Origin of the sequence: Pseudomonas oleovorans subsp. oleovorans (assembly GCF_002197815.1) — a bacterium.
Classification (GTDB): domain Bacteria; phylum Pseudomonadota; class Gammaproteobacteria; order Pseudomonadales; family Pseudomonadaceae; genus Aquipseudomonas; species Aquipseudomonas oleovorans.
This window is the reverse complement of the sequence record NZ_NIUB01000005.1, coordinates 109,567-134,025: the sequence shown is the minus strand read 5'-3', so window position 1 is coordinate 134,025 and position 24,459 is coordinate 109,567. Positions and strand designations below refer to the sequence as shown.

Below are 24,459 nucleotides of genomic sequence, written 5' to 3'. Positions count from 1 at the left end.
GTGCAACCTTAAGTGAACAGCATTACCCGCATGTGCGGGGCTCTTTCGTTTCAGGCGCGGTCGCGTTCCAGCAGCGGCTTGAGGAAGTGCCCGGTATGTGAGGCCGGGTTGGCGGCTACCTCTTCCGGTGTGCCGGTGGCGATGATCATCCCACCCTTGGAGCCGCCCTCGGGGCCGAGATCGACCAGCCAGTCGGCGGTCTTGATCACGTCCAGGTTGTGCTCGATCACCACCACGGTGTTGCCGTGGTCGCGCAGACGGTGCAGCACGTCGAGCAGTTGCTGGATGTCGGCGAAGTGCAGGCCGGTGGTCGGCTCGTCGAGGATGTACAGGGTCTTGCCGGTGTCGCGCTTGCTCAGCTCGCGACTCAGCTTGACCCGCTGCGCCTCGCCGCCGGACAGGGTGGTCGCGCTCTGCCCCAGCTTGATATAGGACAGGCCGACGTCCATCAGCGTCTGCAGCTTGCGCGCGATGGCCGGCACGGCGTCGAAGAAGGCGCGGGCTTCCTCGATGGTCATGTCCAGCACCTCGGTGATGCTCTTGCCCTTGTACTTCACTTCCAGGGTTTCGCGGTTGTAGCGCTTGCCCTTGCACACGTCGCAGGGCACGTAGATGTCCGGCAGGAAGTGCATCTCTACCTTGATCACGCCGTCGCCCTGGCAGGCCTCGCAGCGCCCGCCCTTGACGTTGAAGCTGAAACGGCCCGGGCCATAACCGCGCGAGCGCGATTCCGGCACACCGGCGAACAGCTCGCGGATCGGTGTGAACAGGCCGGTGTAGGTCGCCGGGTTGGAACGCGGCGTCCGGCCAATCGGGCTCTGGTCGATGTCGACCACCTTGTCCAGGTGTTGCAGGCCGTCGAAGGAATCGTGCGGCGCAGCCTCAAGAGTGGTGGCACCGTTCAGCGCGGTGGCGGTCAGCGGGAACAGGGTGTTGTTGATCAGCGTCGACTTGCCCGAGCCGGACACGCCGGTGACGCAGGTGAGCAGGCCCACCGGAATTTCCAGGTCGACATTGCGCAGGTTGTTGCCGCGTGCGCCTTTGAGCTTGAGCAGTTTCTTCTTGTCGCGCGGCGTGCGCTGCGCCGGATAGCGGATCTTCTCGCGGCCGGACAGGTACTTGCCGGTCAGCGAGTCGGGGTGATTCATCACCTCGTCCGGCGTGCCTTCGGCGACGATGCGGCCGCCATGCACACCAGCGCCTGGGCCGATATCGACCACGTAATCGGCCATGCGGATGGCGTCCTCGTCGTGTTCGACGACGATCACCGTATTGCCCAGGTTGCGCAGGTGGTTGAGGGTGCCGAGCAGGCGCTCGTTGTCGCGCTGGTGCAGGCCGATGGACGGCTCGTCGAGAATGTACATCACGCCCACCAGGCCGGCGCCGATCTGGCTGGCCAGGCGGATGCGCTGCGCTTCGCCGCCGGAGAGGGTGTCGGCGCTGCGATCCAGGGTCAGATAATCGAGGCCGACGTTGACCAGGAACTGCAGGCGCTCGCGGATTTCCTTGAGAATTTTCTCGGCGATCTCGCCGCGCCGTCCGGTCAGGTGCAGGTTGGCGACGTAATCGCAGGCGTCACCGACCGGCAGGCCGGTGACCGCCGGCAGGGTCTTCTCGCCGACCCAGACATGTCGCGCCTCGCGGCGCAGGCGCGTGCCACGGCAATCGGGGCAGGGCTGGGTGCTGAGGAACTTGGCCAGCTCCTCGCGCACGCTGGCCGACTCGGTCTCGCGGTAGCGGCGCTCGAGGTTGGGGATGATGCCCTCGAAGGGATGCGAGCGTTTGACGATGTCGCCGCGATCGTTGAGGTACTTGAAGTCGACGCTCTGCGTAGCGCTGCCGAACAGAATGACTTTCTGGTGTTCGGCGGCCAGGTCGTCGAAGGGCTCTTCCAGGCTGAAACCATAGTGTGCGGCCAGCGAACCGAGCATCTGGAAGTAGTAGACGTTGCGCCGGTCCCAGCCGCGTATGGCGCCTTCGGCCAGGGTCAGCTCGCCATTGACCAGGCGCTTGGCGTCGAAGAACTGCTTAACGCCCAGGCCATCGCAGGTCGGGCAGGCGCCGGCCGGGTTGTTGAAGGAGAACAGCTTGGGTTCCAGCTCGCTGATCGAGTGGCCGCAGTGCGGGCAGGCGAAGCGCGCGGAGAAGATGATCTCTTCGCCCGGCTCATCATCCATGGGAGCAATCAGGGCGATGCCGTCGGCCAGGCCGAGGGCGGTCTCGAAAGACTCGGCCAGCCGTTGCTGCAGGTCTTCACGGACCTTGAAGCGGTCCACCACCACGTCGATGGAGTGCTTCTTCTGCTTGTCCAGCTTGGGCAGCTCGTCCAGCTCATGCAGCTTGCCGTTGACCCGTGCGCGGACGAAGCCCTGGGCGCGTAGCTCCTCGAACACCGACAGATGTTCGCCCTTACGCTCGCGGACCACCGGCGCCAGCAGCATCAGCTTGCGGCCTTCCGGCAGCGCCAGCACCTGGTCGACCATCTGGCTGACGGTTTGCGCCTCGAGCGGCACGTCATGGTCCGGGCAGCGCGGAATACCGGCGCGGGCATACAGCAGGCGCAGGTAATCGTAGATTTCGGTGATGGTGCCGACGGTCGAGCGCGGGTTGTGCGAGGTGGATTTCTGTTCGATGGAAATTGCCGGTGACAAGCCTTCGATGGTGTCGACATCGGGCTTTTCCATCATCGACAGGAACTGCCGGGCGTAAGCCGACAGCGACTCGACGTAACGGCGCTGGCCTTCGGCGTACAGCGTGTCGAAGGCCAGGGAAGATTTGCCGGAACCGGACAGACCGGTGATCACGATCAGCTTGTCACGCGGCAGGGTCAGGTCGATGTTCTTCAGGTTGTGGGTGCGAGCCCCACGAATCAGAATCTTGTCCACTTAGGGAACCTCAAAAAAGCTATCTGCGTTGCAAGCGCTGCGTTGAAAGCCGGCTCAGAATGCTCATTTACAGCTCGTAAACCCGCATGCGGGCCCAGTGCATTCTTCGCCTACTTTCGCCTTGCGCTAGCTGCCTCGCTAACGCTTTTACAGGCTCCCTACAACGGCCTCGCTGGGCGGGCGGAAAACGGTCGAGTATAGGGCTTGCTGCTGCCCTGCGGCAAAGTGTGCGCCTGTGCCGAAACGACGGCGGCTGCTAGAATCGCCGCCTGATTTCCTCAGGGTTCATTCGATGCACGATCCGCACAGCGAGCGCATGAGTAGTAGCGAGACCCGCGCGGCCGGCGGCCTGGCTATGGTGTTCGCGTTTCGTATGCTGGGTATGTTCATGGTGCTGCCGGTGTTGGCCACCTACGGCATGGATCTGGCGGGCAGTACTCCCGCGCTGATCGGCCTGGCCATCGGTGCCTATGGTTTGACCCAGGCTGTGCTGCAAATACCCTTCGGCATGCTCAGTGACCGTATCGGCCGACGCCCGGTGATCTACGCTGGCTTGCTGATTTTTGCTGCAGGCAGCGTGCTGGCGGCCAATGCCGATTCGATCTGGGGCGTGATCGTCGGGCGTGTGCTGCAGGGGGCTGGAGCGATCTCTGCGGCGGTGATGGCGTTGTTGTCGGATCTGACTCGCGAGCAGCACCGCACCAAGGCTATGGCCATGATTGGCATGAGCATCGGTCTGTCGTTCGCCGTAGCCATGGTGGTCGGCCCGCTGCTGACTCGTGCGTTTGGCCTGTCCGGGCTGTTCTGGGCGACGGCGGCGATGGCGTTGCTTGGCATCCTGATCGTCGCCGGCATCGTGCCGAAAGACGCCGGCCCGCTGCAGCATCGCGAATCCGGCGTGGCGGCACAGGCGCTGTGGCCGACCCTCAAACATGGCGACCTGCTGCGTCTGGACTTCGCCATCCTGGCCCTGCATGCGGTGCTCATGGCCAGTTTCGTCGCCTTGCCGCTGGCGCTGGTGGAGCAGGGCGGGTTGGTCAAGGAAGAGCACTGGTGGGTGTATCTCACCGCGCTGTTGATCGGTTTCTTCGGCATGGTGCCGTTCATCATCTATGGCGAGAAAAAACGCCAGATGAAGCGCGTGCTGCTCGGTGCCGTCAGCGTGTTGCTGGCCTGCGAGCTCTACTTCGCCTTCTTCGGCAGCAGCCTGCGGGCGCTGGTAGTGGGTATCGTGGTGTTCTTCACCGCCTTCAATCTGCTCGAAGCCTCGCTGCCGTCGCTGGTCAGCAAGGTGGCGCCGGCAGGCGGCAAGGGCACTGCGATGGGCGTCTATTCCACCAGCCAGTTCCTCGGCGCAGCCCTGGGCGGCATTCTCGGTGGCTGGCTGTACCAGCACGTAGGCCTGGGCGGTGTGTTCATCGGCTGCGCCGTGCTCTGTGCAATTTGGTTGGCTATTGCTGTTACTATGCGCGAACCGCCGTACGTGACCAGTTTGCGCCTACCGCTCGATGCCGCGGCACTGGCCGATGTCGGACTGGTCGAACGCCTCAAGGCAACGCCGGGAGTGGCGGACGCCGTGGTGGTGGTCGACGAAGCGGCCATCTATATCAAAGTCGATACCCAACAAGTGGATCGCACGACGCTGGAAAGCCTGATCATATCGGCACCGGCGGCGTGCCGAGTCTAGGAGAACGTTATGGCCCGTGGGGTTAACAAAGTCATTCTGGTCGGTACCTGCGGCCAGGACCCGGAAACACGCTACCTGCCCAGCGGCAACGCGGTCACCAACCTGAGCCTGGCGACCAGCGAGCAGTGGACCGACAAGCAGACCGGGCAGAAGGTCGAGAAGACCGAGTGGCACCGCGTCGCCCTGTTCGGCAAGGTCGCCGAGATCGCCGGCGAGTACCTGCGCAAGGGTTCGCAGGTGTACATCGAAGGCAAGCTGCAGACCCGCGAGTGGGAAAAGGACGGTATCAAGCGCTACACCACCGAGATCATCGTCGACATGCAGGGCACCATGCAGCTGCTGGGTGGTCGTCCGAGCGGTGATGAAGGCGGCGCTCCGCGTCAATCGCGTCCGGCTCCGCAGCGCGAGCCGCAACAGGCCCCGCGTCAGGAGCGTCCTGCTCCGCAGCAGGCCCAGCCAGCGCCTGACTACGACAGCTTCGATGACGATATCCCGTTCTGACGCGTGATACCGAGCTGATACGAAAACCCCGAGGCTAACCTCGGGGTTTTTCTTTAAGGCCTCAGATCAGGCCTTCTGCCTTGAGCGCCTCGACCACTTTCGGGCGTGCAGCGATGCGCGCACGGTAAGCCTGCAAGCTTGGCCACGGCTCGAGTGAGAATCCGACCGGAGCGGCCCAACCCAGTACGGTGAACAGATAGCCATCGGCTACGGTGAAATGCTCACCCAGCAGGTATTCGCGCTCCCCCATCTCCATCACGAGCCAGTTCAGACGCTTGCTCAGCAGCGTCTTTGCTGCGGCTTTCCAGTCTTCGCTCTGGGTCGGATTGAACAGGCTGCCCATCGGTTTGTGCAGTTCTGTGGAGATGAAGCTCAGCCAGCTCTGCAACTGGTAGCGCGCTTCGCTGCCATTGGCTGGCGCCAGGCCGCTTTCAGGCTTGAGGTCGGCGATGTACTGCGCGATAGCCGCTCCTTCGGTCAGTACCTTGCCGTTGTCCAGTACCAGGGCGGGGATATAACCCTTGGCGTTGATCTGGGTGAAATCGGCGCCCGACTCGGTGCGCTTGGTTTGAAGGTCAACCGCTTCCATCTCGAATTCGATACCGGCTTCGCGCAGGGCGATGTGTGGCGAGAGTGAGCAGGCGCCGGCTTTGTAGTAAAGCTTCATGCGAGATTCCTTGTGTTCATGGGTGGAGGGTGGGCGCGAAAGAGCTTACTCTTTGCTTTCTTTTGAGCAAGTACCCACCTACTGGTAAGTATTGGAGTCACTGCGATGCCCGATGACGTCCGCCTCGGCAATGTATTCAGTGGCGTTTGCCCAGCGCGCCATGTGCTCGCAGTGATCGCTGACAAGTGGTCGCTGCTGCTGATCCACGCGCTGGCGCATGGCGGCACCTTGCGCACCGCCGAGTTGCGTCGGCGTGTCGAGGGCATCTCGGAGAAGATGCTGATTCAGACGATTCGCCGCCTGGAGCGCTTTGGTCTAGTCGCACGCCAGGCCTACGCCGAGGTGCCACCTCGCGTGGAGTACTCGTTGACGCCGCTGGGGCATTCGCTCATCGAGCCGATTCGCGCCATCGACCACTGGGTGGAGCGCAATGTCGCCGAGATCGCCCGGGCGCAGCAAGCCTTCGATCAGGCCGGAGAACTTGCTACCGATCCACTGCAGCGCGTGATTGCAGGGTGACGACACCGGGTAAAACCAGCAGAATATCGGCCATCATCGCCGCCACACCGGCTGGCAGAACAATTCTGGAGTCACCCGAGCCACCATGCGAATGCGCCTGATGCTGCTGGGCGGCGGTAGCGCCCTGGGGCAAGCGCTGATCCGTCTTGGCGCCGAGGAAGACATCGGCTTCCTCGCGCCACGCCCGCCGGAAGACGGTTGGGACGCCGCCAGTCTGACCGAACTGCTCGACGAGACCCGCCCGGATGCACTGATCAACCTGGCCTACTACTTCGACTGGTTCCAGGCCGAGTCGGTGGTCGAGTCGCGCCTGCATACGCAGGAGCGCGCGGTGGAGCGTCTGGCAGAGCTGTGCCAGCACCATTCCATCGTGTTACTACAGCCGTCCAGCTATCGGGTCTTCGATGGTTCGCGGGTTACTGCTTACAGTGAAAAGGAAGAGCCGATCCCCCTCGGGCTGCGTGGCCAGGCGTTATGGCGTCTGGAGCAGAGCGTGCGAGCGATCTGTCCGCGTCATGTGCTGCTGCGCTTTGGCTGGCTGCTCGATGACAGTCGTGAGGGACTACTGGGGCGCTTTCTGCTGCGCGCCGAGCGCGACGATGCCCTCTATCTCGCCGATGACCGGCGCGGTAACCCGACGCCGGTGGACGATGCCGCGCGGGTGATTCTGGCGGTGCTCAAGCAGCTCGATTGCGAGTCGCCCCTGTGGGGCACCTATCATTACGGAGGCCATGAAGCGAGTACGTCGCTGAGCCTGGGGCAGGCGGTACTGAGTGAGGCGCGTCACTATCGCAGCAATCTGGTCGAGGATGTCGCGCCGCAAGCGCACGCCGCTCGTCCGGATGCAGTCGATGAGCCGCAGCACGCCGTGCTGGCCTGCAAGAAGATTCTTCACACCTTCGGCATCAAGCCGCGCGCTTGGCGCTCTGCTCTGCCGAGCTTACTGGATCGTTACTATCGCCATGGCTGAATTTCTCGTAACGGGTGGTGCGGGCTTTATCGGTTCAAACCTGGTCGACGCCTTGCTGGCCGCTGGGCACGGAGTGCGCGTGCTGGACAATCTGTCCATGGGCAAGCGCAGCAACCTGCCGCTGGACAACCCGCGTTTGCGCTTCATAGAGGGCGACGTCGCCGATGCCGAGGTGGTCGCGCAGGCGGTCGCTGGTTGCGCAGGTGTGGCGCATCTGGCAGCGGTAGCGTCGGTGCAGGCTTCGGTGGATGATCCGGTGTCCACGCACCAGAGCAATTTCATCGGCACCCTGAATGTCTGCGAGGCCATGCGCCAGCATGGCGTGCGACGCGTGGTCTATGCCTCCAGCGCGGCCATCTATGGCAACAACGGCGAGGGCGTGGCCATCGACGAAGCGACCGCCAAGGCGCCGCTGACGCCCTATGCGGCCGACAAGCTGGCCGGCGAGCACTACCTGGATTTCTACCGCCGCCAGCATGCTCTGGAGCCGGCGGTGTTTCGTTTCTTCAATATCTTCGGGCCGCGCCAGGATCCATCATCGCCGTACTCCGGGGTGATCAGCATCTTCACCCAGCGCGCGCAGCAGGGGCTGCCGATCAGCGTCTTCGGTGATGGTGAGCAGACTCGCGATTTCTTTTATGTCGGTGATCTGGTCGTGCTGTTGATGCAGGGCTTGCTCAGCGAGCAGGTGGTGAGTGATCCGCTCAATGTGGGGTGGAGCCAGGCGGTAAGCCTCAATCAATTGCTGGCTGAGATCGGCGTGCTTTGCGGCGGTTTGCCGCCGGTGACGCACTTACCGGCACGCGCTGGAGATATTCGCCATTCGCGTGCTGACAATGCGCGCTTGCAGGCTCACTACCGCATGCCAGAGCAGACGCCGCTGCGTGAAGGATTGCGCCAACTGCTCGGGCTGTAAGCTGCCGGAAACGTGAGGCGCCGCGACGGTTAGATCCCGTGGCTGGGCCGTTCCGTATGCGCTGTGCGCGGCGAAAAATGCGCCTTCATCGGTGCGCGCGGCGCACCCTACGCATAGCCGGGCTATCGGCGTGCTATCCGGAGCACGCACCGTAGGGTGCACCGTGCGCACCAAAGGTAGCTCGGGCTGCGCATCGGGGAAATGAAAAAGCCGGCATTTGCCGGCTTTTTCATTTCTGCGAGGGCTGTCAGAACTTGTAGCCCAGGCCGACCATGTAGATGAGGGGGTCGACGTCCACGTCGACCTTGGCCCGTACGCCAAGCGCAGTGTTGTCGACGTAAGCGGTGGTGTCGATATCGATATAGCGCACCTGTGCGTTGATCATCAGGCTGTCGGTCAGCATGTAGTCGGCGCCTACCTGCCAGGCGAGACCCCAGGAGTTCTTGGCGCGGAAGTTGTTGAAGCCATTGGCGCTGGCAGCGCTGCCGACGTGCTCGTCGAAGATCCAGGTGTAGTTGATACCGGCGCCAACATAGGGCTGGAAGGCCGACTTGGCGTCCAGCGGGTAGTACACCAGGCTCAGGGTCGGTGGCAGGTGCTTGAGCGAGCCCAGCTTGCCATTGGCTGCATCGAGGACGGTGCCTTTGATCTTCACATCGTGTTCGAACGGCGTTGCCGCCAGCAACTCGATGCCCAGATTGTCGGTGAGCATGTAGGCGAAGTTCAGACCCAGCTGAGTATCACTGTTCAGGGTTGCCTTGCCGCCCAGGTCGGTGCCGGCGAGACCGCCACGATCGACCTTGACGCTGGACGAGTCGGCCTCCGGATTGACAGTGATGGCGCCGGCACGGATGAGGATATCGCCAGCCTGATGGGCTTGTGCGACAGGGGCGGCGATGGCCAGGGCCAGCAGTGAGGCAGTGAACAGTGATTTGTACATAGCGAGCTCCAGTTCGAGTCGGTTGTGTCTTTGGCTGAAATCAATGCTAAGCCAAGCAACAATCAACTTTTTGACCTGGCTCAATAGATCGGCGAGCTCTGCTGCGGTGTTTTGTCCATTGCTTCGAATGCGTCTGTAGATGATAATGTTTCTCTTTTTGAAGCAAGCCTGTCTGTCGAGGACCCTCTGCGCATGAATCGCTTCCCCCTCCGTTCCCTGGCCGTGGCACTGATGCTCAGCAGCGGCTCGCTGCTTGCCGCGCCGCTGGATGCTGCGCTTGACGAAAGCCAGCGCCTGGCCGCCGAGGCGAAAGCCTCTCAGGGCCGTGTCGAACAGCTGGATGACGCCAGCCGCGAGATGCTCAATGAGTACCGAAATGCCCTGCAGCAGGCTGAGGCTTTGAAAGGTTATAACAGTCAACTTCGTGACCTGGTCGAAGCCCAGCGTCAGGAGCTGGCCAGTTATCAGAAGCAGCTCGATGGCATCGAACGTACCCAGGAAGCGGTGAGTCCGCAGATGGTCAAGATGGTCGAGGTACTGGGCGAGTTCATTGCCGCCGATCTGCCGTTCCTGCCTGAAGAACGCGAGGATCGCCTGGCTCAGTTGCAGGATCTGCTGCCGCGCGCCGATGTCAGCCTGGCCGACAAATACCGCCGCATCCTCGAGGCCTACCAGATCGAGAGCGACTACGGTCGTACCCTGGAAGCCTGGCGTGGCGAGCTGACCCAGGCCGATGGCGGCTCGCGTAGCGTCGAGTTCCTGCGTCTGGGCCGCAGCATGCTCTATTACCAGACCCTCGATGCTCATGAGAGTGGCTGGTGGAACCCGCAGACCAAGGCCTGGGAAGTGCTCGACGGCAGCGCGCGTCGTCCGCTGACCCAAGCTATCGCCATCGCCCGTCAGCAACAGGCGCCTGCCGTGCTGTCTCTGCCGATCAAGACCCTGGCCGAGGAGGCCGCACAATGAGTCGTCGTGTTGTAGCCGTATTGGCGCTCAGCCTGTTGCCGGCACTGGCCGCCGTGGCCGAAACCCTCAACCCCGATCAACTGCTGCAGCGCATCCGTAGCGAGCGCGCTGCCGAAGTCAGCGCCATGCAGGAGCGCGAGCAGGCGTTTCTCGCCAAGCGTAGTGAGCAGGCGCAGTTGCTGGCTGCCGCACGTTCCGCGCTGAATACCCAGAAAGCCGAAAGCGAGCGCCTCAAGGCCGAGTTCGACCGCCAGGAAGCCGAGCTGGCCGAGCAGGAAAAATTGCTGGCGCAGCGCGTCGGACACCTTGGTGAGCTGTTTGGCGTGGTGCGTCAAAGTGCCGGTGATGTCGCCGGGCAATGGCAGGACAGCCTGCTCAACGCTCAGTACCCGGAGCGCCTGAAACGCCTCAAGGCGTTGGCTGAAAGCCGCTCGCTGCCGTCCGCCGAAGACCTCGACGGCTACTGGATGCTGCTGCTCGAAGACCTGGCTGCCAGCGGTCGTATCGAGCGTCTGCAATTGCCGGTAGTGAATACCGATGGCTCGCGCCAGGAGCAGCAGGTACTGCGTGTTGGCGCCTTCGCTGTGTATGGCGAGGATGCCTTCCTGCGTTACGACGCCGATGCCGGGCAACTGGTGGCGCCGCCGCGTCAGCCGTCCGGCCTGGGCCAGGTCAAGGACTACCTGAGCAGCACCGATGCGCTCGCCACGCTGCCCATCGATCCGAGCCGTGGCAGCCTGCTGGCGCAGCTGCAGCAGCAGCCGACTCTGTGGGATCGTCTGCAACAGGGTGGTCTGGTCGGTTGGGTGATCGTCGTGCTGGGTGCTTTCGGCCTGCTTCTCGCTGTGTGGCGCATGGTCTACCTGATGCGCGTCGGCAGTGGTGTCAAGGCGCAGATGCACAACCTCAGCGTGCCGCGTGATGACAACCCGCTGGGCCGTGTGATCGGCGTACTGGGTGCCAAGCCACAACTGGCCGACCTGGAGACGCTGGAGCTGAAGCTCGACGAAGCGATCCTGCAGGAAACACCGCCGCTGGAGAAAGGCCAGGGCCTGCTCAAGCTGCTGGCAGCCGTTGCACCGCTGCTCGGCCTGCTGGGCACCGTGACCGGCATGATCGTGACCTTCCAGGCCATCACCCAGAGCGGTGGCGGCGACTCGCGCCTGATGGCCGACGGTATCTCCCAGGCGTTGGTAACCACCGTGCTGGGCCTGGTGGTAGCCATTCCGCTGCTGTTCCTGCACAGCCTGCTGGCCAGCCGCAGCAAGGGCCTGATCCAGGTTCTGGAACAGCAGAGCGCTGGTCTGATTGCCCTGCACCTGTCGGGAGCGCCGCGCCGTGACTGACCTGTTCGCCTTCTGGCTGCGTGCAGTCGACAGTGCTCATGCACTGCTCGACTTCATGAGCGCTGGCGGCGTGGTGATGTGGGCGCTGGCGGTGCTCTGCGTGGTGTTCTGGACCTTGGTGTTCGAGCGCTTCTGGTACATGCGCAGGATTTTCCCGCGCTGGGTGCAGGAGCGCCGCGAGGCCTGGCAACAGGTGCTCGCCGATGACAACGGCAACTGGCAGCGCGCCGTGCGTCTGGCCTGGCTGGCGCAGGCGCGTCAGCAATTGGCCGCGCCGCTGCGCCTGGGCAAGACCCTGGTGGCGCTGTATCCGCTGCTGGGCCTGCTTGGCACGGTGCTCGGCATGATCGCCGTGTTCGATGTGCTCGCCCTCAACGGCGCCGGTAACCCACGCGGCATGGCCGCAGGCGTGTGGCAGGCGACCCTGCCGACCATGGCCGGCATGGTCCTGGCCATTCCCGGATTGTTCAGCCTGGCGCGCCTCGAGCGCGAAGCCAGCCAGGCCATCGAGCGGCTGGCCGACCAGCTGCGTCACGACTGAGATCGCCCAACATGAGAATGCGTCGTCACCACCAGCAGGACGAAGACACCGGTATCGACCTCACGCCGATGCTCGACGTGGTCTTCATCATGCTGATTTTCTTCATTGTCACCAGCTCCTTTATCCGCGAGTCTGGCGTCGAGGTGCAACGCCCGCAGGCGGAAACCGCCAGCCCGCAAGACAAGGGCAATATCCTTATCGCCGTGACTGCCGACGGGCAGATCTGGATGGACAAGCAGCCGGTGGACATTCGCAGCGTGCGCGCCCATGTCGAGCGCATGCGCGTCGACCAGCCGGAAGGCGCCGTGGTGGTGCAGGCCGATCAGGATGCGCGTACCGGCCTGGTCGTCCAGGTGATGGATCAGGCGCGTCTGGCCGGCGTGCAGGATGTCGCCCTGGCTGCCGGTAGCGGAGTCAACTGATGCGCCTGCCGCTGTCTTTTCTCGGCGCCTGCCTGATGGCCTTGGGGCTGTTCGCCCTGATGCTTTACATGGTCGCGCCGCCGAGCGCCAAGGTAAGTCAGGACCCGGTCAGCGTGGCCAACTTCGTGCGCATGGACGGTAACGCCAGCGAGACCGCCAGCCGCACCCGTCAGCAGGCACCGCAGCCGCCGCAACCGCAGACGCCGCAGCCACCCACGCCGCCGACGCCGATGTCGGCAACGCCCAATGCGCAGTTGCCTGCACTGGATATCCAGTTGCCCAGTCTGGCCAGTGGTATCGCGGTCAATGCTGCGTCTGTGCCAAGCCTGGCAGGCCTCGCACCTGGTGCGGCAGCACCGAGCGCACCGAGCGAGGCCGCCGAGTCCGGTGGGCAGATGGGCGGCATGGAGAGCGAAGTCATGCCGCTCAACGATGTGCGTCCGGAATACCCGCGCTACGCCCTGCAGCGTGGCATCGAAGGCTTCGTCAAGTTGGCGTTCACCATCAATCGCTCCGGTAACGTGGAGAACATCCGCGTACTGGAGGCCAATCCGCGTAACGTCTTCGAGCGCGAAGCGCGCCGTGCCGCGTCTCGCTGGCGCTTCGCGCCACGTACCGAAGGCGGCCTGGCGGTGGATCGCGAAGCGGTGAAAACCCTCTACTTCCGCCTGGAAAGGAGCTGACCATGTACCGTTGGTTGTTGCTCGTGATGCTCAGTGCCGCGTCTGTACCCGGCATGGCCCAACAGACCGTCGATCCGGCCGTGTTCAAGGCCCTGAATGCGGCGCAGACAGCGCAGCAGAAGGGTGACTATGCCGCCGCACGGCGTGCGCTGGATGAGGTTCAGGCCAAGAGTGGCAGTTTCGAAGAGGCGCTGGTGTGGCGCAGCAAGGCCTACGTAGCCTGGTCGGCCGGCAGCAATGCTCAGGCCATCGACTGGTTGGACAAGGCCGTGCGCAGCGGCAAGCTGGACGCTGAAATGCTGGCTGGCGAGCGCCTCAATCTGGCCAAACTCAACCTGGGCGAGCGCCGCTACGCCAAGGTCGTCGAGCTGCTGGCGCCGAATCAGGGCACTGCCTCCGAGGAGGTGTTGCAGATGCTGGTGCAGGCCTATCAGGGCATGAACCAGCCGGCCAAGGCGTTGCCGCTGGCCGAGCGTTACGTGCAGGCCAATCCCAAGGCCGCCGATATCTGGCTGCAGTTTCTGGTGGGGGCCAATGCCGATCTGAAACGTTATGCCCAGGCCGAGCGTTGGCAGCGCCAGTTGCTGGCGCGCCAGCCGAACGATGCCAAGGGCTGGCGTCAGCTGGCCGCCCTGCAGCAGATGGCCGGCAGCAACGACAAGGCGTTGGCGACCCTGCGTGCGGCGCACAGCAAGGGCCTGCGTTTCAGCGAAGCGGAGCTGGACAACCTGGTGCTGCTCGCCGGCGCTGCGGATCAGCCCTGGCAGGGCGCCAAGCTGCTCGCCGGCATGCTCGACAGTGGCCTGCTGGCCAACACCGCCGCACGTCAGGAGCGCCTGGGCCTGTTCTGGTGGCAGGCGCGCGATCGCGCCGCAGCGGTGCGCGTGCTGCGGCCGCTGGCCGAACGCAGCGGCAACGGCAAGCACTGGCTGTACGTCGCTCAGCTGGAGCTGGAGCAGTCGCGCTGGCAGGCCGGGCTGGATGCGTTGGCGCGCGCCGAACGTGGCGGTGCCGAGCGGGCCAAGGTGCGCTCCTGGCGGCAGTGGGCGGAAAGTGAGTTGCGCTTCGAGCGAGAAAATAGGGTAGCCAGTCGCAGTTGAGTCGTTCTCGGTGCGTCGCGCGCACCAAGTAAAAAGCCAGACCTAGTGTCTGGCTTTTTCATTGGAGGTGTCGTTAGGCACGGTAGCGTATTGGCTTTTTGTAGGAGACGCGCCTCGCGGCGAATGGTGCTAACACCGCAGATGTTTCTGGATGACCGCGACCGCTTCGCCCCGAGGCGGGGCTCCTACAGGCTCAGCTGTCGGGCAATTCGTAGGCGTAGATCTTGTCCGCTGCCATCTGGTAGCCGACTTCGGCCAGCTCGCTGCTGACGTGCTCGGTTTTCAGCGGGCCTTCCACCCAGAACGGCTGGTACAGCGCATCGAGCAGTACACCGAGCTCGCTGGTGACATGCACGATCTGGTTCGACGGCGGCGGTGGTACATGAATGCAGGCGCCGAAGTAGGGCACCAGCAGAAACTCCACCACGCGGCCTTCGTCGGTCACGTCCAGCGGCACGATATAGCCGGGCAGTTTCACCTGCTGACCATCGAGTGCCTTGACCACCGGAGCGGCGGGCGACTGTTGCATGGCGGCCGGGCCGGCTTCTGACAGCGCGTCAGCCAGTTGCGAGAGGTCGTGAATCGGCGTTGGGTCGACCACCTGTGGCGGTGCATCCGGCGGGATCAGGTCGGACCAGTTGAGTTCGCGCACATCAGCGGCAGCCAGTGGCAGGGCCAGGGTCAGCAGCAGGGTGGCGAGCAGGGGGCGGGACATGAGAAACCTCTTGGTAAGAGCGCCTGCGCAGTGTACGACAGGCGCCTGCAACTTTGCCTCAGAGCCTGATCGACAGGCCGTCGGCCAACGACTGCCGATAGGCCCGCCAGGCCGGCACACTGCCCATCGCCACGGCAGCAGCGAGAATGCTGCCCAGCAGTTTCCACTCGTAGCTCGACGGCGCATTGAGTGCCAGGTACAAGCCGTAGTTGGCCTGGACGAAGCCCTGGCTGCCGGCGATGCCCAGATACAGCAGCGCGACACCTAAGGCTACGCCGGCCAGTGCCAGGGTGAAGGCTTCCAGCACCAGCAGGCTGGCGATATGCCAGGGACGGGCGCCTACCGAGCGCAGGATGGCCATCTCCCGGCGGCGCTCGTTGAGGCTGGTGAGAATCGCCGTGAGCATGCCGATCAGGCCGGTCAGCACGACGAACAGCGAGACCACGAACAGCGCCTGCTCGGCCGTGCCCATCAGGCTCCACAGCTCCTGCAGGGCAACCCCCGGCAGGATCGCCAGCAGCGGCTCGCCACGAAACTCGTTGATCTCGCGTTGCAGGCTGAAGGTGGCGATCTTGCTGTTGAGACCGAGCATGAAGGCAGTGATCTGCTTGGGCTGCAGCGCCTGTCCACAAGCTACTGCGCTTGACGCTGCTGCGTTGAAAGCGGGCTCGGAATGCTCATTGAGACTCGACTCAACTGCGCTTCCTCGCCCGCTTTCGCCTTGTCCCGTCTGCGCTCGCGACGCTTGTGAACAGGCGCTTGCCCACTCTCGCACCTGATCCGCGCTGATCTGCGCCGCGCCGCGTGCCGGCATGCCGTTTTGCCAGTCGATGTGCAGCGCCTCTATGCCCGCCAGGGAGATGTGCAGCGTGCGGTCCACTGGCGTGCCGGTGCGTTCGAGGATGCCGACCACGGTGAAGGGTTTGTCGTCGTGCTTGACCAGGCTGATGGTGGCGACGCCATGGGCCAGGACGATTTTCTCGCCGAGGCCGTAGCCCAGCGCCTGGGCCACTTCCGCGCCGAGTACTACCTCGAACGGGTCGTCGGCAAACTCGCGGCCCTGGGCCAATTTCAGCGCCTGGCTGCGGGCGTAGCGGTAGTGCTCGAAATAGGCGGTGCTGGTGCCCATGACTCGATAGCCGCGGTGCGAGTCACCGAGGGAAATGGGGATGGCCCACTTCACCTGACGGTGGTTGGCGAAGTGCTCGAAACTGTCCCAGCGGATGTTGTTGGTGGCGTTGCCGATGCGGAACACCGAGTAGAGCAGCAGGTTCACGCTGCCGGAGCGGGCGCCGACGATCAGGTCGGTGCCGCTGATGGTGTTGGCGAAGCTGGCGCGTGCCTCGGTGCGCACGCGCTCGACGGCCAGCAGCAGGCACACCGACAGGGCGATGGCGAACACCGTGAGCAGGGCGGTGAAACGACGGTTGGCCAGGCTGGCCAGGGCGATGCGGATCAGGTGCATCTCAGACCTCGACGGACTTGGCGGCGCGATTGAGTTCGCCCAGCGACAGGCTGCGGTCGAACAGCGGGGCCAGACTCTGGTCGTGGCTGACGAACAGCAGGCTGGCGCCGGCGGCGCGGCATTCGGCGAACAATAGTTGCAGGAAGGCTTCGCGGGCGTCGAAGTCCAGTGCGGAAGTGGGTTCGTCGGCGATCACCAGCTCCGGCTGGCCGATCAGCGCGCGCGCGGCGGCGACCCGCTGTTGCTGGCCGATGGACAGTTCATCGGCGCGCCGGCCAAGCAGCTCGGCGCGTAGCCCCAGGTGATCGAGCAGCGCCGCTGCGGCTGCATCGATGCTGCCGTGGCGCTGGCGTGCGCGTTCGGCACGCAGGCGCGAGAAGCGGCAGGGCAGCTCGACGTTCTCGCGTACAGAAAGAAATGGCAGCAGGTTGAACTGCTGGAAGATGTAGCCAGTGTGGTCGACGCGAAAACGGTCGCGGGCACCGGCGGAGAGTTGGCCGAGGTCCTGGCCGAGCAGGCGGATATGGCCGCTTTGCGCACGTTGTACGCCGCCGAGCAGGCCGAGCAGGGTGGTTTTGCCGCTGCCACTGGGGCCTTTGAGAAACAGGGTCTCACCGCGTGCCAGGGTGAAGACGGGGATATCCAGCAGCTGCGCCTGGCCGGGCCAGGCGAAGCCGAGATTGGCGAGTTCGATCAGAGGTTCGGTCATTGTCTGCTGCGTGTCGGGAGAAGGCATTTATTGCCGGAGCGAGGGGCGCTCACTCCGGCAATGAGACGTGGCAGGTCAGAAGCTCAAGCGTGGCTGTGCCGGCGTCAGTTCCACGCCCTGCTGACCATTCGGGCCGATCAGTTGTACCTGAATCTTCTCGGTGGCGGGGAAGCGTTTGAACAGTTCGGCGAGATCCAACTGTTTCAATTCGTTGGCCTTGGCGCATTCGAAGCGATAGTGCGCATGGATGTCGCTGTGCTCGCCTTCATGATCGTGATCGTGATCGTGATCGTGATCGTGGTCAGCGTCGCCGAACAGTGGGCTTTCCAGTTCGACCTGGGTGGCCTTGCAATCGCCGCTGTTCAGGGCGAACAGGCTGATGGGGCGCTCCAGCTCGCGCTTGGCGGCCGCGACCTTGGCCTTGTCGGCATCGCTTTTGGCTGCATGTTCGAAGCCGACCAGGTTCATCGCCGGGCTTTCGAATTGCAGCTCCAGCAGGTTGCCGTCCAGCGCGGCATTGAGGCTGGAGACACCATGCTCGTGGGCTCCCAGGCTGTCGTGGGCATGTTCGTGGTCGTGATCATGGCCGTGCTCATGAGCCTGGGCAGCGATCAGGGGCAACAGGGCGAAGGGCAGGGCGAGCAGCAGGTGGCGCATGGTTATCTCCAGCGTAGGTGCGATTTGATTGTTACGTTATAACAACTTTCGTAGCGAACTGGCCAGCCTGGCGCTGCCGTGGGAGCATGTGAATTCCTGACTGGAGGCTGAACATGGTGCGAATACGTGGGCGCATTGGCGACTGGCCGGTGGATCTGACGCTGGAGCTGGATGCCGAGGACTGGGCGCAACTGGCGCAGCACGTGGCGGTTACGCCGGTTGCCAATGTGGTGGCACCGACTCCCATGGCGGATACAGGTGATGCGTTATGGCAGACCGCATTGCAGCTGGTGCGTGAGGCGGGGCAGGTCGAAGGGCCGCGGCTGATGGCGCAGCTGGTTGCGCTGGCTGGTGGCGAAGCTGCAGGCAAGCGCTTGCTGGTGCGTCTGCGTCATTGCGAGCAGATCCGCATGGAAACCGGCGCGGATGCGCCGATCTATCACTGGCAGGAGTAGTCGCTCAGGCTGTTAGGGTGTCGCGCGCTGCCATGCAGCGCGCAACGAGGCGCTAGCGCCGCCATCGCTGGTGCGCACCACAAGGCGAGGGTCGTAGGGCGTACCGGGGCGCCGGCCGCTCGGAAGCAGTACGCCGTTGAGGGGAGTGTTGGACGTGAGTTGCGGTGCAGAACTTGGCACGGCCCGGCGGACTGTTCGCTTCGCTACGAGCGGCCGGCGTTCCGGGCCGCCCTACTGCGAGCGCGATCCAACGCTGGGATCAGTAGATCGCCTGATACAGCTTGCGGCGGTATGTGGTGACCAGCGGATGATCGCCGCCAAGCAGATCGAAGACCTGTAGCAACGTCTTATGCGGCAGGCCATCGGCGTAGCTGCGATTGCGCACGAACAGCTTGAGCAGGCCGTCCAGCGCCGCTTCGTACTGCTGGCGCGCCAGTTGTTGCACGGCCAGTTGATACAGCGCTTCGTCGTCCTCGGCATTTTGTGCCAGGCGGCTTTTCAGCGTGGCGGCGTCTGGCAGGTCGACGGCCTGACGCAGGAAGGTCAATTGCGCCTTGGCGCCGGCCAGCGCCTGCTTGTGCTCGTCACCCTTGACCGCGTTGAGCACGGTTTCCGCCTCGCCCAGCTCGCCGCGTTCGGCCAGGCAGCGTGCGTAGAGAATCAGCGCGGCCGCGTTCTCGTTGTCTTCCGTCAGCACCTGCTTGAGTAGCGCTTCGGTGTCGGCAAAACGGCCTTCGGCGAACAGTGCCTGAGCGGCCTCCATCGGGTCGGCGGCGGCAGGAGCCGGTTCAGCGACATGAGGTTTGAGCATCTCGCGGATCGCCGCTTCCGGCTGGGCGCCGGCGAAGCCGTCCACCGGCTGACCGTTCTTGAACAGCACCACGGTGGGCAGGCTGCGAATGCCGAAACGCATGACGATGTCCTGCTCGATATCGCAGTTGACCTTGGCCAGCAGCAGCTCACCGGCGTATTCCTCGGTGATCTTCGCCAGCATTGGCATCAGCGCCTTGCACGGCGCGCACCACTCGGCCCAGAAGTCCACCAGCACAGGTTTGTGGAAGGAGTTCTCGATCACCAGTTGCTCGAAGTTGGCGGCGCCGGAGATGTCGAAGATGTAGGGGGAGTCGCTCATGGTCGGTCTCGAAAAACAGGGCAATGGTCTATTAATGCGGGCACTGCCGCGCGGTTACAAGGGGCGCACGGCGTGATACAGGCTGACTTCGCGGAATTCGGCGGGCTCGGCCAGGTCTGGCCAGGTGCAGCCGTCCAGCATCGCCAGGCGCTGGTAAAGCGGATGCTGGAAATCCTTCACCCTTGAATCGGCCACCAGAGCCTGACGCCCGCGGCTGAGAAAGTGGTCGAGCAGCGGCAGGTTGGCGCGATCGTAGAGCACGTCTGCGACCAGAATCAGGTCGTAGCGATCCGCTTCGGCGAAGAAATCGTCCGAGTAGTTCAGCGTCACACCGTTGAGTGCGGCGTTGGCGCGGCTGGCGGCCAGCGCCAGTGGGTCGAGGTCGCAGGCCACCACTTCGGCCGCACCCGCCTTGGCCGCGGCAATGGCCGCTACGCCGGAGCCAGCGCCGAAATCCAGCACGCGCTTGCCGCGTACCCACTCGGGGCGCTCGGCCAGCCAGCGTGCCAGCACCAGGCCGCTGGCCCAGCAGAAGCACCAGTAGGGCGGCTCTTCGAGGATGCGCCTGGTCTCCTCGGGGTTGAAAGCGCGCTCCATGTTGCTGGCATCGATCAGCCACAGGGCGATATCGGTGCCTGGCAAGGTTTCGGCCACCAGACGGGCATCGCCGAGCAGTTCGCTCAGTGCCTGCTGCAGCGCCTCGGGTGGCCTCATGGTGCCGGCACCAACTGCAGGGCGCCAAGGTCCTGATCGCGCAGCTCGACGATGGTGCGTGCCGGCAGGCGTTGCACCAGACGTCCGGACTGGCTGACCCGGCCACGCAGCTCCAGGCGCAGATCCTGCGGTGCCTGTCGGTCGCTCAGTGGCAGATGAAACGGCAGCGCTTCGCCGTTGCCACGCAGATGAACCTGGCCCAGCAGGGCGCGTGGGCGGCCACGCATATCCACGCCCAGTAGCGCCAGATCGACATCGGCGCCGGCGGCAACGCCGCTCAGCTCACCGCGCAGGGCTGGGCCCTGGATGGGGGCAGGGCGCGCTTCGTTCTGCGTCGGGCCGGGGGCAGGTGCTACGGGTTCGTTGGCGCAGGCAGCGAGCAGGGCGCTCAGTGCCAGTAGCAGCAAGGTCAGGTATCGGTTCATGGCAGGGTTACTTTTCGGCGGTGCATGGGCATAGCTTAATTTGTCTTGCTGCCTGTAGGCAGGCCTTCTCAAGGCGCCTTGGATTTTTCAACGGCGTGCTATGCGCTACCATGGCGACTTTGCCGCCATTCGTCAGCCCTCACCATGCATTGTCCGTTCTGCGCTGCCAACGACACCAAGGTCATCGACTCCCGTCTGGTCGCCGAGGGCGACCAGGTCCGCCGCCGCCGCGAATGCGTGGCCTGCGGTGAGCGCTTCACCACCTTCGAAACCGCCGAGCTGGTGATGCCGCGCCTGATCAAGCAGGACGGCAGCCGACAGCCTTTCGACGAAGAAAAGCTGCGCGCCGGCATGCAGCGCGCGCTGGAAAAACGCCCGGTGAGCGTCGAGCGCCTGGAGGAAGCCATCGCCCGTATCAAGCAGCAACTGCGCGCCACTGGCGAGCGCGAGGTGAAGTCGCTGGTGCTGGGTGAGTTGGTGATGACCGAGCTGAGCAAGCTTGACGAGGTGGCCTATATCCGCTTCGCCTCGGTCTACCGCCGCTTCCAGGACCTCAACGAATTCCGCGAGGAAATCGAACGCCTGGCCCGCGAGCCGTCGAAAAGCCGATGAGCGAACGCGACCAATTCTTCATGGCGCGCGCCCTGCGGCTGGCGCGCAAAGGCCTGTACTCCACCCATCCCAATCCACGAGTCGGCTGCGTCATCGTGCGTGATGGCGAGATCGTCGGCGAAGGCTGGCATGCCCGTGCCGGTGAGCCGCACGCCGAGGTGCACGCACTGCGCCAGGCCGGCGACAAGGCGCGTGGCGCCACGGCGTACGTGACACTGGAGCCCTGCAGCCATCATGGGCGCACGCCGCCCTGCGCCGATGCGCTGGTTGCCGCCGGTGTCAGCCGCGTCGTTGCAGCGATGCAGGACCCCAACCCGCAGGTGGCCGGCAGCGGCCTGCTGCGCCTGGCCCAAGCCGGTATCGAGGTGGCCAGTGGCGTGCTGGAAAGCGAGGCGCGAGCGCTCAATGCCGGTTTCATCAAACGCATGGAAAGCGGCCTGCCATTCGTGCGGGTCAAATCGGCGATGAGCCTGGATGGCCGCACGGCCATGGCCAGCGGCGAGAGCCAGTGGATCACCGGTCCGGCCGCTCGCGCCGAGGTGCAGCGTTTGCGCGCGCAGTCCAGCGTGGTGCTCAGCGGCGCCGACACCGTGCTGGCGGACGATGCCCGGCTGACGGTGCGTCCCGACGAGCTGGGATTGGGGGGCGAAGGCACTTTCATGGCCGCTTCGCGACCACCGCTGCGGGTGTTGGTCGATGGTCGTCTACGCGTGCCGCTGAGCAAAGCCTTCTTCCAGGCCGGTCCGGCGCTGGTGGCCACCTGTGCGGCGGCCGCCGCCCGTGATCGCTATCTGGCCGATGGTCACGAACTGCTCGCCGTACCGGGCAGCAATGGTCACGTCGACTTGCGCAAGTTGCTGCTGGAACTGGCCGGCCGTGGCGTCAACGAAGTGCTGGTGGAAGCCGGGCCGCGTCTGGCCGGCGCTTTCGCCCGTTCCGGCTTGGTGGATGAGTACCGCATCTTCGTCGCGCCCAAGCTGCTCGGCTCCAGTGCGCGGCCGCTGTTCGAACTGCCGCTTAACCGCATGGCCGAAGCGCCGGAGTTGCAGATTCTCGATATTCGCGCCGTCGGCGACGACTGGCAGATCACCGCGGTACCCAAGGCCAGATAGCGCACGGGCCATGCGTCGCGGCGATAAATGTGATAAAACGCCACGCGGCCATTCATATGGCCGCAACGTTCTCAGGGCGGGGCGAAATTCCCCACCGGCGGTAATGGTTCGTAGAACCTAGCCCGCGAGCGCTCGCCACGGCACCTGCCAGGCGAGGTCCAGCAGACTCGGTGCGATTCCGGGGCCGACGGTATAGTCCGGATAAAGAGAGAGCGGGATTCCCTCCACGGGCGCCTCGTGCGTGTCCGCGAAATCCCTATCGATCGGCATTGCCCTGTTTTTGACCAAAACAGGAGTTCGTCCATGCTGTTCAGCAATACCTTCAACGTGAAACCGGAGGGCGCATGTTCACCGGCATAATCGAAGCCATCGGCAGTATCCGCGCCATGACGCCGAAAGGTGGCGACGTGCGCGTTTACGTGGCCACCGGAAAACTCGACCTGGGCGACGTCAAGCTCGGCGACAGTATCGCCGTCAACGGCATCTGCCTGACCGCCGTGGAACTGCCAGGCGACGGCTTCTGGGCCGATGTCAGTCGCGAGACGCTGGCGCGTACCGCCTTCGTCGACCTCAAACCCGGCAGCGCCGTCAATCTGGAAAAGGCCCTGACGCCCACCAGTCGCCTCGGCGGCCATCTGGTCAGCGGTCACGTCGACGGCGTCGGCGAGATCGTCTCGCGTGCCGATAACGCCCGCGCCGTGCAGTTCAAGGTGCGCGCGCCGCGTGAGCTGGCCAAGTACATCGCGCATAAGGGTTCGATCACCGTCGACGGCACCAGCCTGACCGTCAACGCGGTCGATGGCGCCGAATTCGAGCTGACCATCGTGCCGCATACCCTGGCCGAGACCATCATGGTCGACTACCAGGCCGGGCGTAAGGTCAACCTCGAGGTCGACCTGCTGGCACGTTACCTTGAGCGCCTGCTGCTCGGTGACAAGGCCGCAGAACCCAAGGCCTCAGGCCTGACCGAAAGCTTTCTCGCCGAACACGGCTACCTGAAGAATTGAGGAGACGCCCCGATGGCGCTCAATACCGCTGAAGAACTGATCGAAGACATCCGCGCCGGCAAGATGGTCATCCTTATGGATGACGAGGATCGCGAGAACGAAGGCGACATTATCATCGCCTCCGAATGCGTCACCGCCGAGCACATCAACTTCATGGCCCGTTTCGCCCGTGGCCTGATCTGCATGCCGATGACCCGCGAGCGCTGCGAGCTGCTCAAGCTGCCGCTGATGGCGCCGCGCAACGGTTCCGGCTTTGGCACCAAGTTCACCGTCTCCATCGAGGCGGCCGAAGGCGTGACCACCGGCATCTCCGCTGCCGACCGCGCACGCACCGTACAGGCTGCCGTGGCGCGCAATGCGGTGGCCGAGGATATCGTCAGCCCCGGCCACATCTTCCCGCTGATGGCCCAGCCCGGCGGCGTGCTGGCCCGTGCCGGCCACACCGAAGCGGCCTGCGACCTGGCGCGTATGGGCGGTTTCGAACCGAGCGGGGTGATCTGCGAGATCATGAACGACGACGGCACCATGGCCCGTCGCCCGGAGCTGGAGAAGTTCGCCGAAGAGCACGGCCTGAAGATCGGCACCATCGCCGACCTGATCCACTACCGCCTGATCCACGAGCGTACTGTCGAGCGCATCAGCGAGCAGCCGCTGGACACCGAGTTGGGTCAGTTCAATCTGGTGACCTACCGGGACGGCGTCGAGGACACCGCACACATGGCGCTGACCCTGGGCACCATCTGCGCCGAAGAGCCGACCCTGGTGCGCGTGCACAACATGGACCCGCTGCGCGACCTGTTCCTGGTCAACCAGCCGGGCCGCTGGAGCATGCGTGCGGCCATGGCCGAAGTGGCCAAGGCGGGTAGCGGCGTGGTGCTGCTGCTCGGCAATCCGTTGACCGGGCCGGAGTTGCTGGCACTGATCAGCCGTCAGCAGCCGGCCAACCCGGCGACCTATAGCACCGTGGGTGCGGGCTCGCAGATTCTGCGTGATCTTGGCGTGCGCAAGATGCGCCTGATGAGCTCGCCGATGAAGTTCAACGCGATATCCGGCTTCGATCTCGAAGTTGTAGAATACCTGCCGGCTGATTAAAAGCGGCCCGAAGGGCCAAAGCTGATGACCCTCTCCCTCTGGGAGACGACTGCATGGATGCAGGAGGTAGGGCGACGCAGGATGCTCAAGCCGAGGGTGCCCGCAGGGCGGGAGAGGGTATTTCGGTGTATATCGCATGCCCTCTCCCCCGACCCCTCTCCCGCAAGCGGGAGAGGGGAGCTAAAGCACGTAGCCCGGATGAAATCCGGGAAGATCGGCAC

26 protein-coding genes and 1 riboswitch are annotated in these 24,459 nt (G+C 64.3%); of the genes, 16 read left to right on the top strand and 10 right to left on the bottom strand.

The annotated features are described in order from the left end of the window. Window positions 1-50 precede the first annotated feature (50 nt). Window positions 51-2,885 carry an excinuclease ABC subunit UvrA gene (uvrA, locus tag PSOLE_RS04490; protein ID WP_074858057.1) on the bottom strand — a complete coding sequence of 945 codons (2,835 nt, stop codon included), beginning with the start codon at window positions 2,883-2,885 and terminating at the stop codon, window positions 51-53. Window positions 2,886-3,177: 292 nt separating this feature from the next. Between uvrA and PSOLE_RS04485 the strand changes: the two genes are divergently transcribed. Together PSOLE_RS04485 and PSOLE_RS04480 are read left to right on the top strand one after the other, a co-directional pair. Continuing rightward, entirely contained in the window at window positions 3,178-4,572 is a 1,395-nt protein-coding gene (locus PSOLE_RS04485; protein WP_074858059.1) for an MFS transporter, read from the top strand. 9 nt (window positions 4,573-4,581) lie between these two features. Beyond that, window positions 4,582-5,073 carry a single-stranded DNA-binding protein gene (locus PSOLE_RS04480; protein WP_003463262.1) on the top strand — a complete coding sequence of 164 codons (492 nt, stop codon included), beginning with the start codon at window positions 4,582-4,584 and terminating at the stop codon, window positions 5,071-5,073. A gap of 61 nt (window positions 5,074-5,134) precedes the next feature. On the opposite strand, the gene gstA is transcribed toward PSOLE_RS04480, so the two are convergent. Then, entirely contained in the window at window positions 5,135-5,740 is a 606-nt protein-coding gene (gene gstA / locus PSOLE_RS04475) for a glutathione transferase GstA (protein ID WP_074858063.1), read from the bottom strand. A 105-nt stretch (window positions 5,741-5,845) separates the two neighbouring features. Between gstA and PSOLE_RS04470 the strand changes: the two genes are divergently transcribed. The 3 genes from PSOLE_RS04470 (at window position 5,846) to PSOLE_RS04460 (ending at window position 8,145) form a co-directional block, all read left to right on the top strand. Then, the gene (locus PSOLE_RS04470) at window positions 5,846-6,259 is read left to right on the top strand and encodes a winged helix-turn-helix transcriptional regulator (protein WP_074858066.1); all 414 of its coding nucleotides are present in this window, start codon (window positions 5,846-5,848) and stop codon (window positions 6,257-6,259) included. A gap of 85 nt (window positions 6,260-6,344) precedes the next feature. After that, entirely contained in the window at window positions 6,345-7,229 is an 885-nt protein-coding gene (locus PSOLE_RS04465; protein WP_074858069.1) for a sugar nucleotide-binding protein, read from the top strand. Beyond that, complete coding sequence (locus PSOLE_RS04460) at window positions 7,222-8,145, top strand: NAD-dependent epimerase/dehydratase family protein (protein ID WP_074858072.1); 924 nt, start codon at window positions 7,222-7,224, stop codon at window positions 8,143-8,145. Before PSOLE_RS04465 ends, PSOLE_RS04460 begins: the two co-directional genes overlap by 8 nt. 247 nt (window positions 8,146-8,392) lie before the next feature. Here the strand turns inward: PSOLE_RS04460 and PSOLE_RS04455 are convergent, their stop codons facing one another. Next, window positions 8,393-9,085, bottom strand: coding sequence for an OmpW/AlkL family protein (locus PSOLE_RS04455; RefSeq protein WP_074858075.1), 693 nt, complete (start codon window positions 9,083-9,085; stop codon window positions 8,393-8,395). Between the two features lie 192 nt (window positions 9,086-9,277). Here PSOLE_RS04455 and PSOLE_RS04450 point away from each other — a divergent pair, with 192 nt between their 5' ends. The 6 genes from PSOLE_RS04450 to PSOLE_RS04425 are packed head-to-tail and all read left to right on the top strand — an operon-like array spanning window position 9,278 to window position 14,143. Continuing rightward, entirely contained in the window at window positions 9,278-10,051 is a 774-nt protein-coding gene (locus PSOLE_RS04450) for a DUF3450 domain-containing protein (RefSeq protein ID WP_074858079.1), read from the top strand. After that, on the top strand, window positions 10,048-11,397 hold the full coding sequence (locus PSOLE_RS04445; protein WP_074858082.1) for a MotA/TolQ/ExbB proton channel family protein: 1,350 nt from the start codon (window positions 10,048-10,050) through the stop codon (window positions 11,395-11,397). Before PSOLE_RS04450 ends, PSOLE_RS04445 begins: the two co-directional genes overlap by 4 nt. After that, a complete protein-coding gene (locus PSOLE_RS04440; RefSeq protein ID WP_013717326.1) occupies window positions 11,390-11,938 on the top strand; it encodes a MotA/TolQ/ExbB proton channel family protein in 549 nt (182 codons plus the stop codon). The genes PSOLE_RS04445 and PSOLE_RS04440 overlap by 8 nt, the downstream gene beginning before the upstream one ends. A gap of 11 nt (window positions 11,939-11,949) precedes the next feature. Continuing rightward, on the top strand, window positions 11,950-12,360 hold the full coding sequence (locus PSOLE_RS04435; protein ID WP_021489595.1) for an ExbD/TolR family protein: 411 nt from the start codon (window positions 11,950-11,952) through the stop codon (window positions 12,358-12,360). Next, a complete protein-coding gene (locus PSOLE_RS04430; RefSeq protein WP_074858085.1) occupies window positions 12,360-13,043 on the top strand; it encodes an energy transducer TonB in 684 nt (227 codons plus the stop codon). Before PSOLE_RS04435 ends, PSOLE_RS04430 begins: the two co-directional genes overlap by 1 nt. Window positions 13,044-13,045: 2 nt before the next feature. Continuing rightward, entirely contained in the window at window positions 13,046-14,143 is a 1,098-nt protein-coding gene (locus PSOLE_RS04425) for a tetratricopeptide repeat protein (protein WP_074858088.1), read from the top strand. A 193-nt stretch (window positions 14,144-14,336) separates the two neighbouring features. On the opposite strand, the gene PSOLE_RS04420 is transcribed toward PSOLE_RS04425, so the two are convergent. The 4 genes from PSOLE_RS04420 to PSOLE_RS04405 all read right to left on the bottom strand — a co-directional run bounded on the left by PSOLE_RS04420 (window position 14,337) and on the right by PSOLE_RS04405 (window position 17,689). Next, window positions 14,337-14,858 carry a DUF3299 domain-containing protein gene (locus PSOLE_RS04420; protein WP_074858092.1) on the bottom strand — a complete coding sequence of 174 codons (522 nt, stop codon included), beginning with the start codon at window positions 14,856-14,858 and terminating at the stop codon, window positions 14,337-14,339. A 58-nt stretch (window positions 14,859-14,916) separates the two neighbouring features. Then, a complete protein-coding gene (locus PSOLE_RS04415) occupies window positions 14,917-16,323 on the bottom strand; it encodes an ABC transporter permease (protein ID WP_074858095.1) in 1,407 nt (468 codons plus the stop codon). Window position 16,324: 1 nt separating this feature from the next. Then, a complete protein-coding gene (locus tag PSOLE_RS04410; protein WP_074858096.1) occupies window positions 16,325-17,032 on the bottom strand; it encodes an ABC transporter ATP-binding protein in 708 nt (235 codons plus the stop codon). A gap of 75 nt (window positions 17,033-17,107) precedes the next feature. Continuing rightward, entirely contained in the window at window positions 17,108-17,689 is a 582-nt protein-coding gene (locus tag PSOLE_RS04405) for a DUF2796 domain-containing protein (RefSeq protein ID WP_074858100.1), read from the bottom strand. A 113-nt stretch (window positions 17,690-17,802) separates the two neighbouring features. Between PSOLE_RS04405 and PSOLE_RS04400 the strand changes: the two genes are divergently transcribed. Further along, window positions 17,803-18,144: a hypothetical protein gene (locus tag PSOLE_RS04400; RefSeq protein ID WP_003463237.1), complete on the top strand. Its 342-nt coding sequence runs from the start codon at window positions 17,803-17,805 to the stop codon at window positions 18,142-18,144. A 259-nt stretch (window positions 18,145-18,403) separates the two neighbouring features. Here PSOLE_RS04400 and trxA read toward each other — a convergent pair whose 3' ends face one another. Genes trxA through PSOLE_RS04385 form a run of 3 tightly spaced genes read right to left on the bottom strand, consistent with a single transcriptional unit; the run spans window position 18,404 to window position 20,415 of the window. Continuing rightward, window positions 18,404-19,276 (bottom strand): thioredoxin, encoded by an 873-nt coding sequence (gene trxA / locus PSOLE_RS04395; protein WP_074858103.1) that lies wholly within the window; start codon window positions 19,274-19,276, stop codon window positions 18,404-18,406. A 54-nt stretch (window positions 19,277-19,330) separates the two neighbouring features. Continuing rightward, entirely contained in the window at window positions 19,331-19,990 is a 660-nt protein-coding gene (locus PSOLE_RS04390) for a class I SAM-dependent methyltransferase (RefSeq protein ID WP_074858106.1), read from the bottom strand. Then, a complete protein-coding gene (locus PSOLE_RS04385; RefSeq protein WP_084343979.1) occupies window positions 19,987-20,415 on the bottom strand; it encodes a hypothetical protein in 429 nt (142 codons plus the stop codon). The genes PSOLE_RS04390 and PSOLE_RS04385 overlap by 4 nt, the downstream gene beginning before the upstream one ends. A gap of 144 nt (window positions 20,416-20,559) precedes the next feature. Between PSOLE_RS04385 and nrdR the strand changes: the two genes are divergently transcribed. The 4 genes from nrdR (at window position 20,560) to ribBA (ending at window position 24,238) form a co-directional block, all read left to right on the top strand. Next, window positions 20,560-21,027, top strand: a complete 468-nt coding sequence (gene nrdR, locus PSOLE_RS04380) for a transcriptional regulator NrdR (RefSeq protein ID WP_003243991.1) — start codon at window positions 20,560-20,562, stop codon at window positions 21,025-21,027. Then, on the top strand, window positions 21,024-22,139 hold the full coding sequence (ribD, locus tag PSOLE_RS04375; RefSeq protein ID WP_074858114.1) for a bifunctional diaminohydroxyphosphoribosylaminopyrimidine deaminase/5-amino-6-(5-phosphoribosylamino)uracil reductase RibD: 1,116 nt from the start codon (window positions 21,024-21,026) through the stop codon (window positions 22,137-22,139). Before nrdR ends, ribD begins: the two co-directional genes overlap by 4 nt. Window positions 22,140-22,202: 63 nt before the next feature. Then, window positions 22,203-22,357: riboswitch (FMN riboswitch) on the top strand. Window positions 22,358-22,483: 126 nt separating this feature from the next. Next, window positions 22,484-23,146, top strand: a complete 663-nt coding sequence (locus PSOLE_RS04370; protein ID WP_003463215.1) for a riboflavin synthase — start codon at window positions 22,484-22,486, stop codon at window positions 23,144-23,146. Window positions 23,147-23,158: 12 nt separating this feature from the next. Further along, entirely contained in the window at window positions 23,159-24,238 is a 1,080-nt protein-coding gene (gene ribBA / locus PSOLE_RS04365; RefSeq protein ID WP_074858116.1) for a bifunctional 3,4-dihydroxy-2-butanone-4-phosphate synthase/GTP cyclohydrolase II, read from the top strand. The last annotated feature ends 221 nt before the right edge of the window (window positions 24,239-24,459 follow it).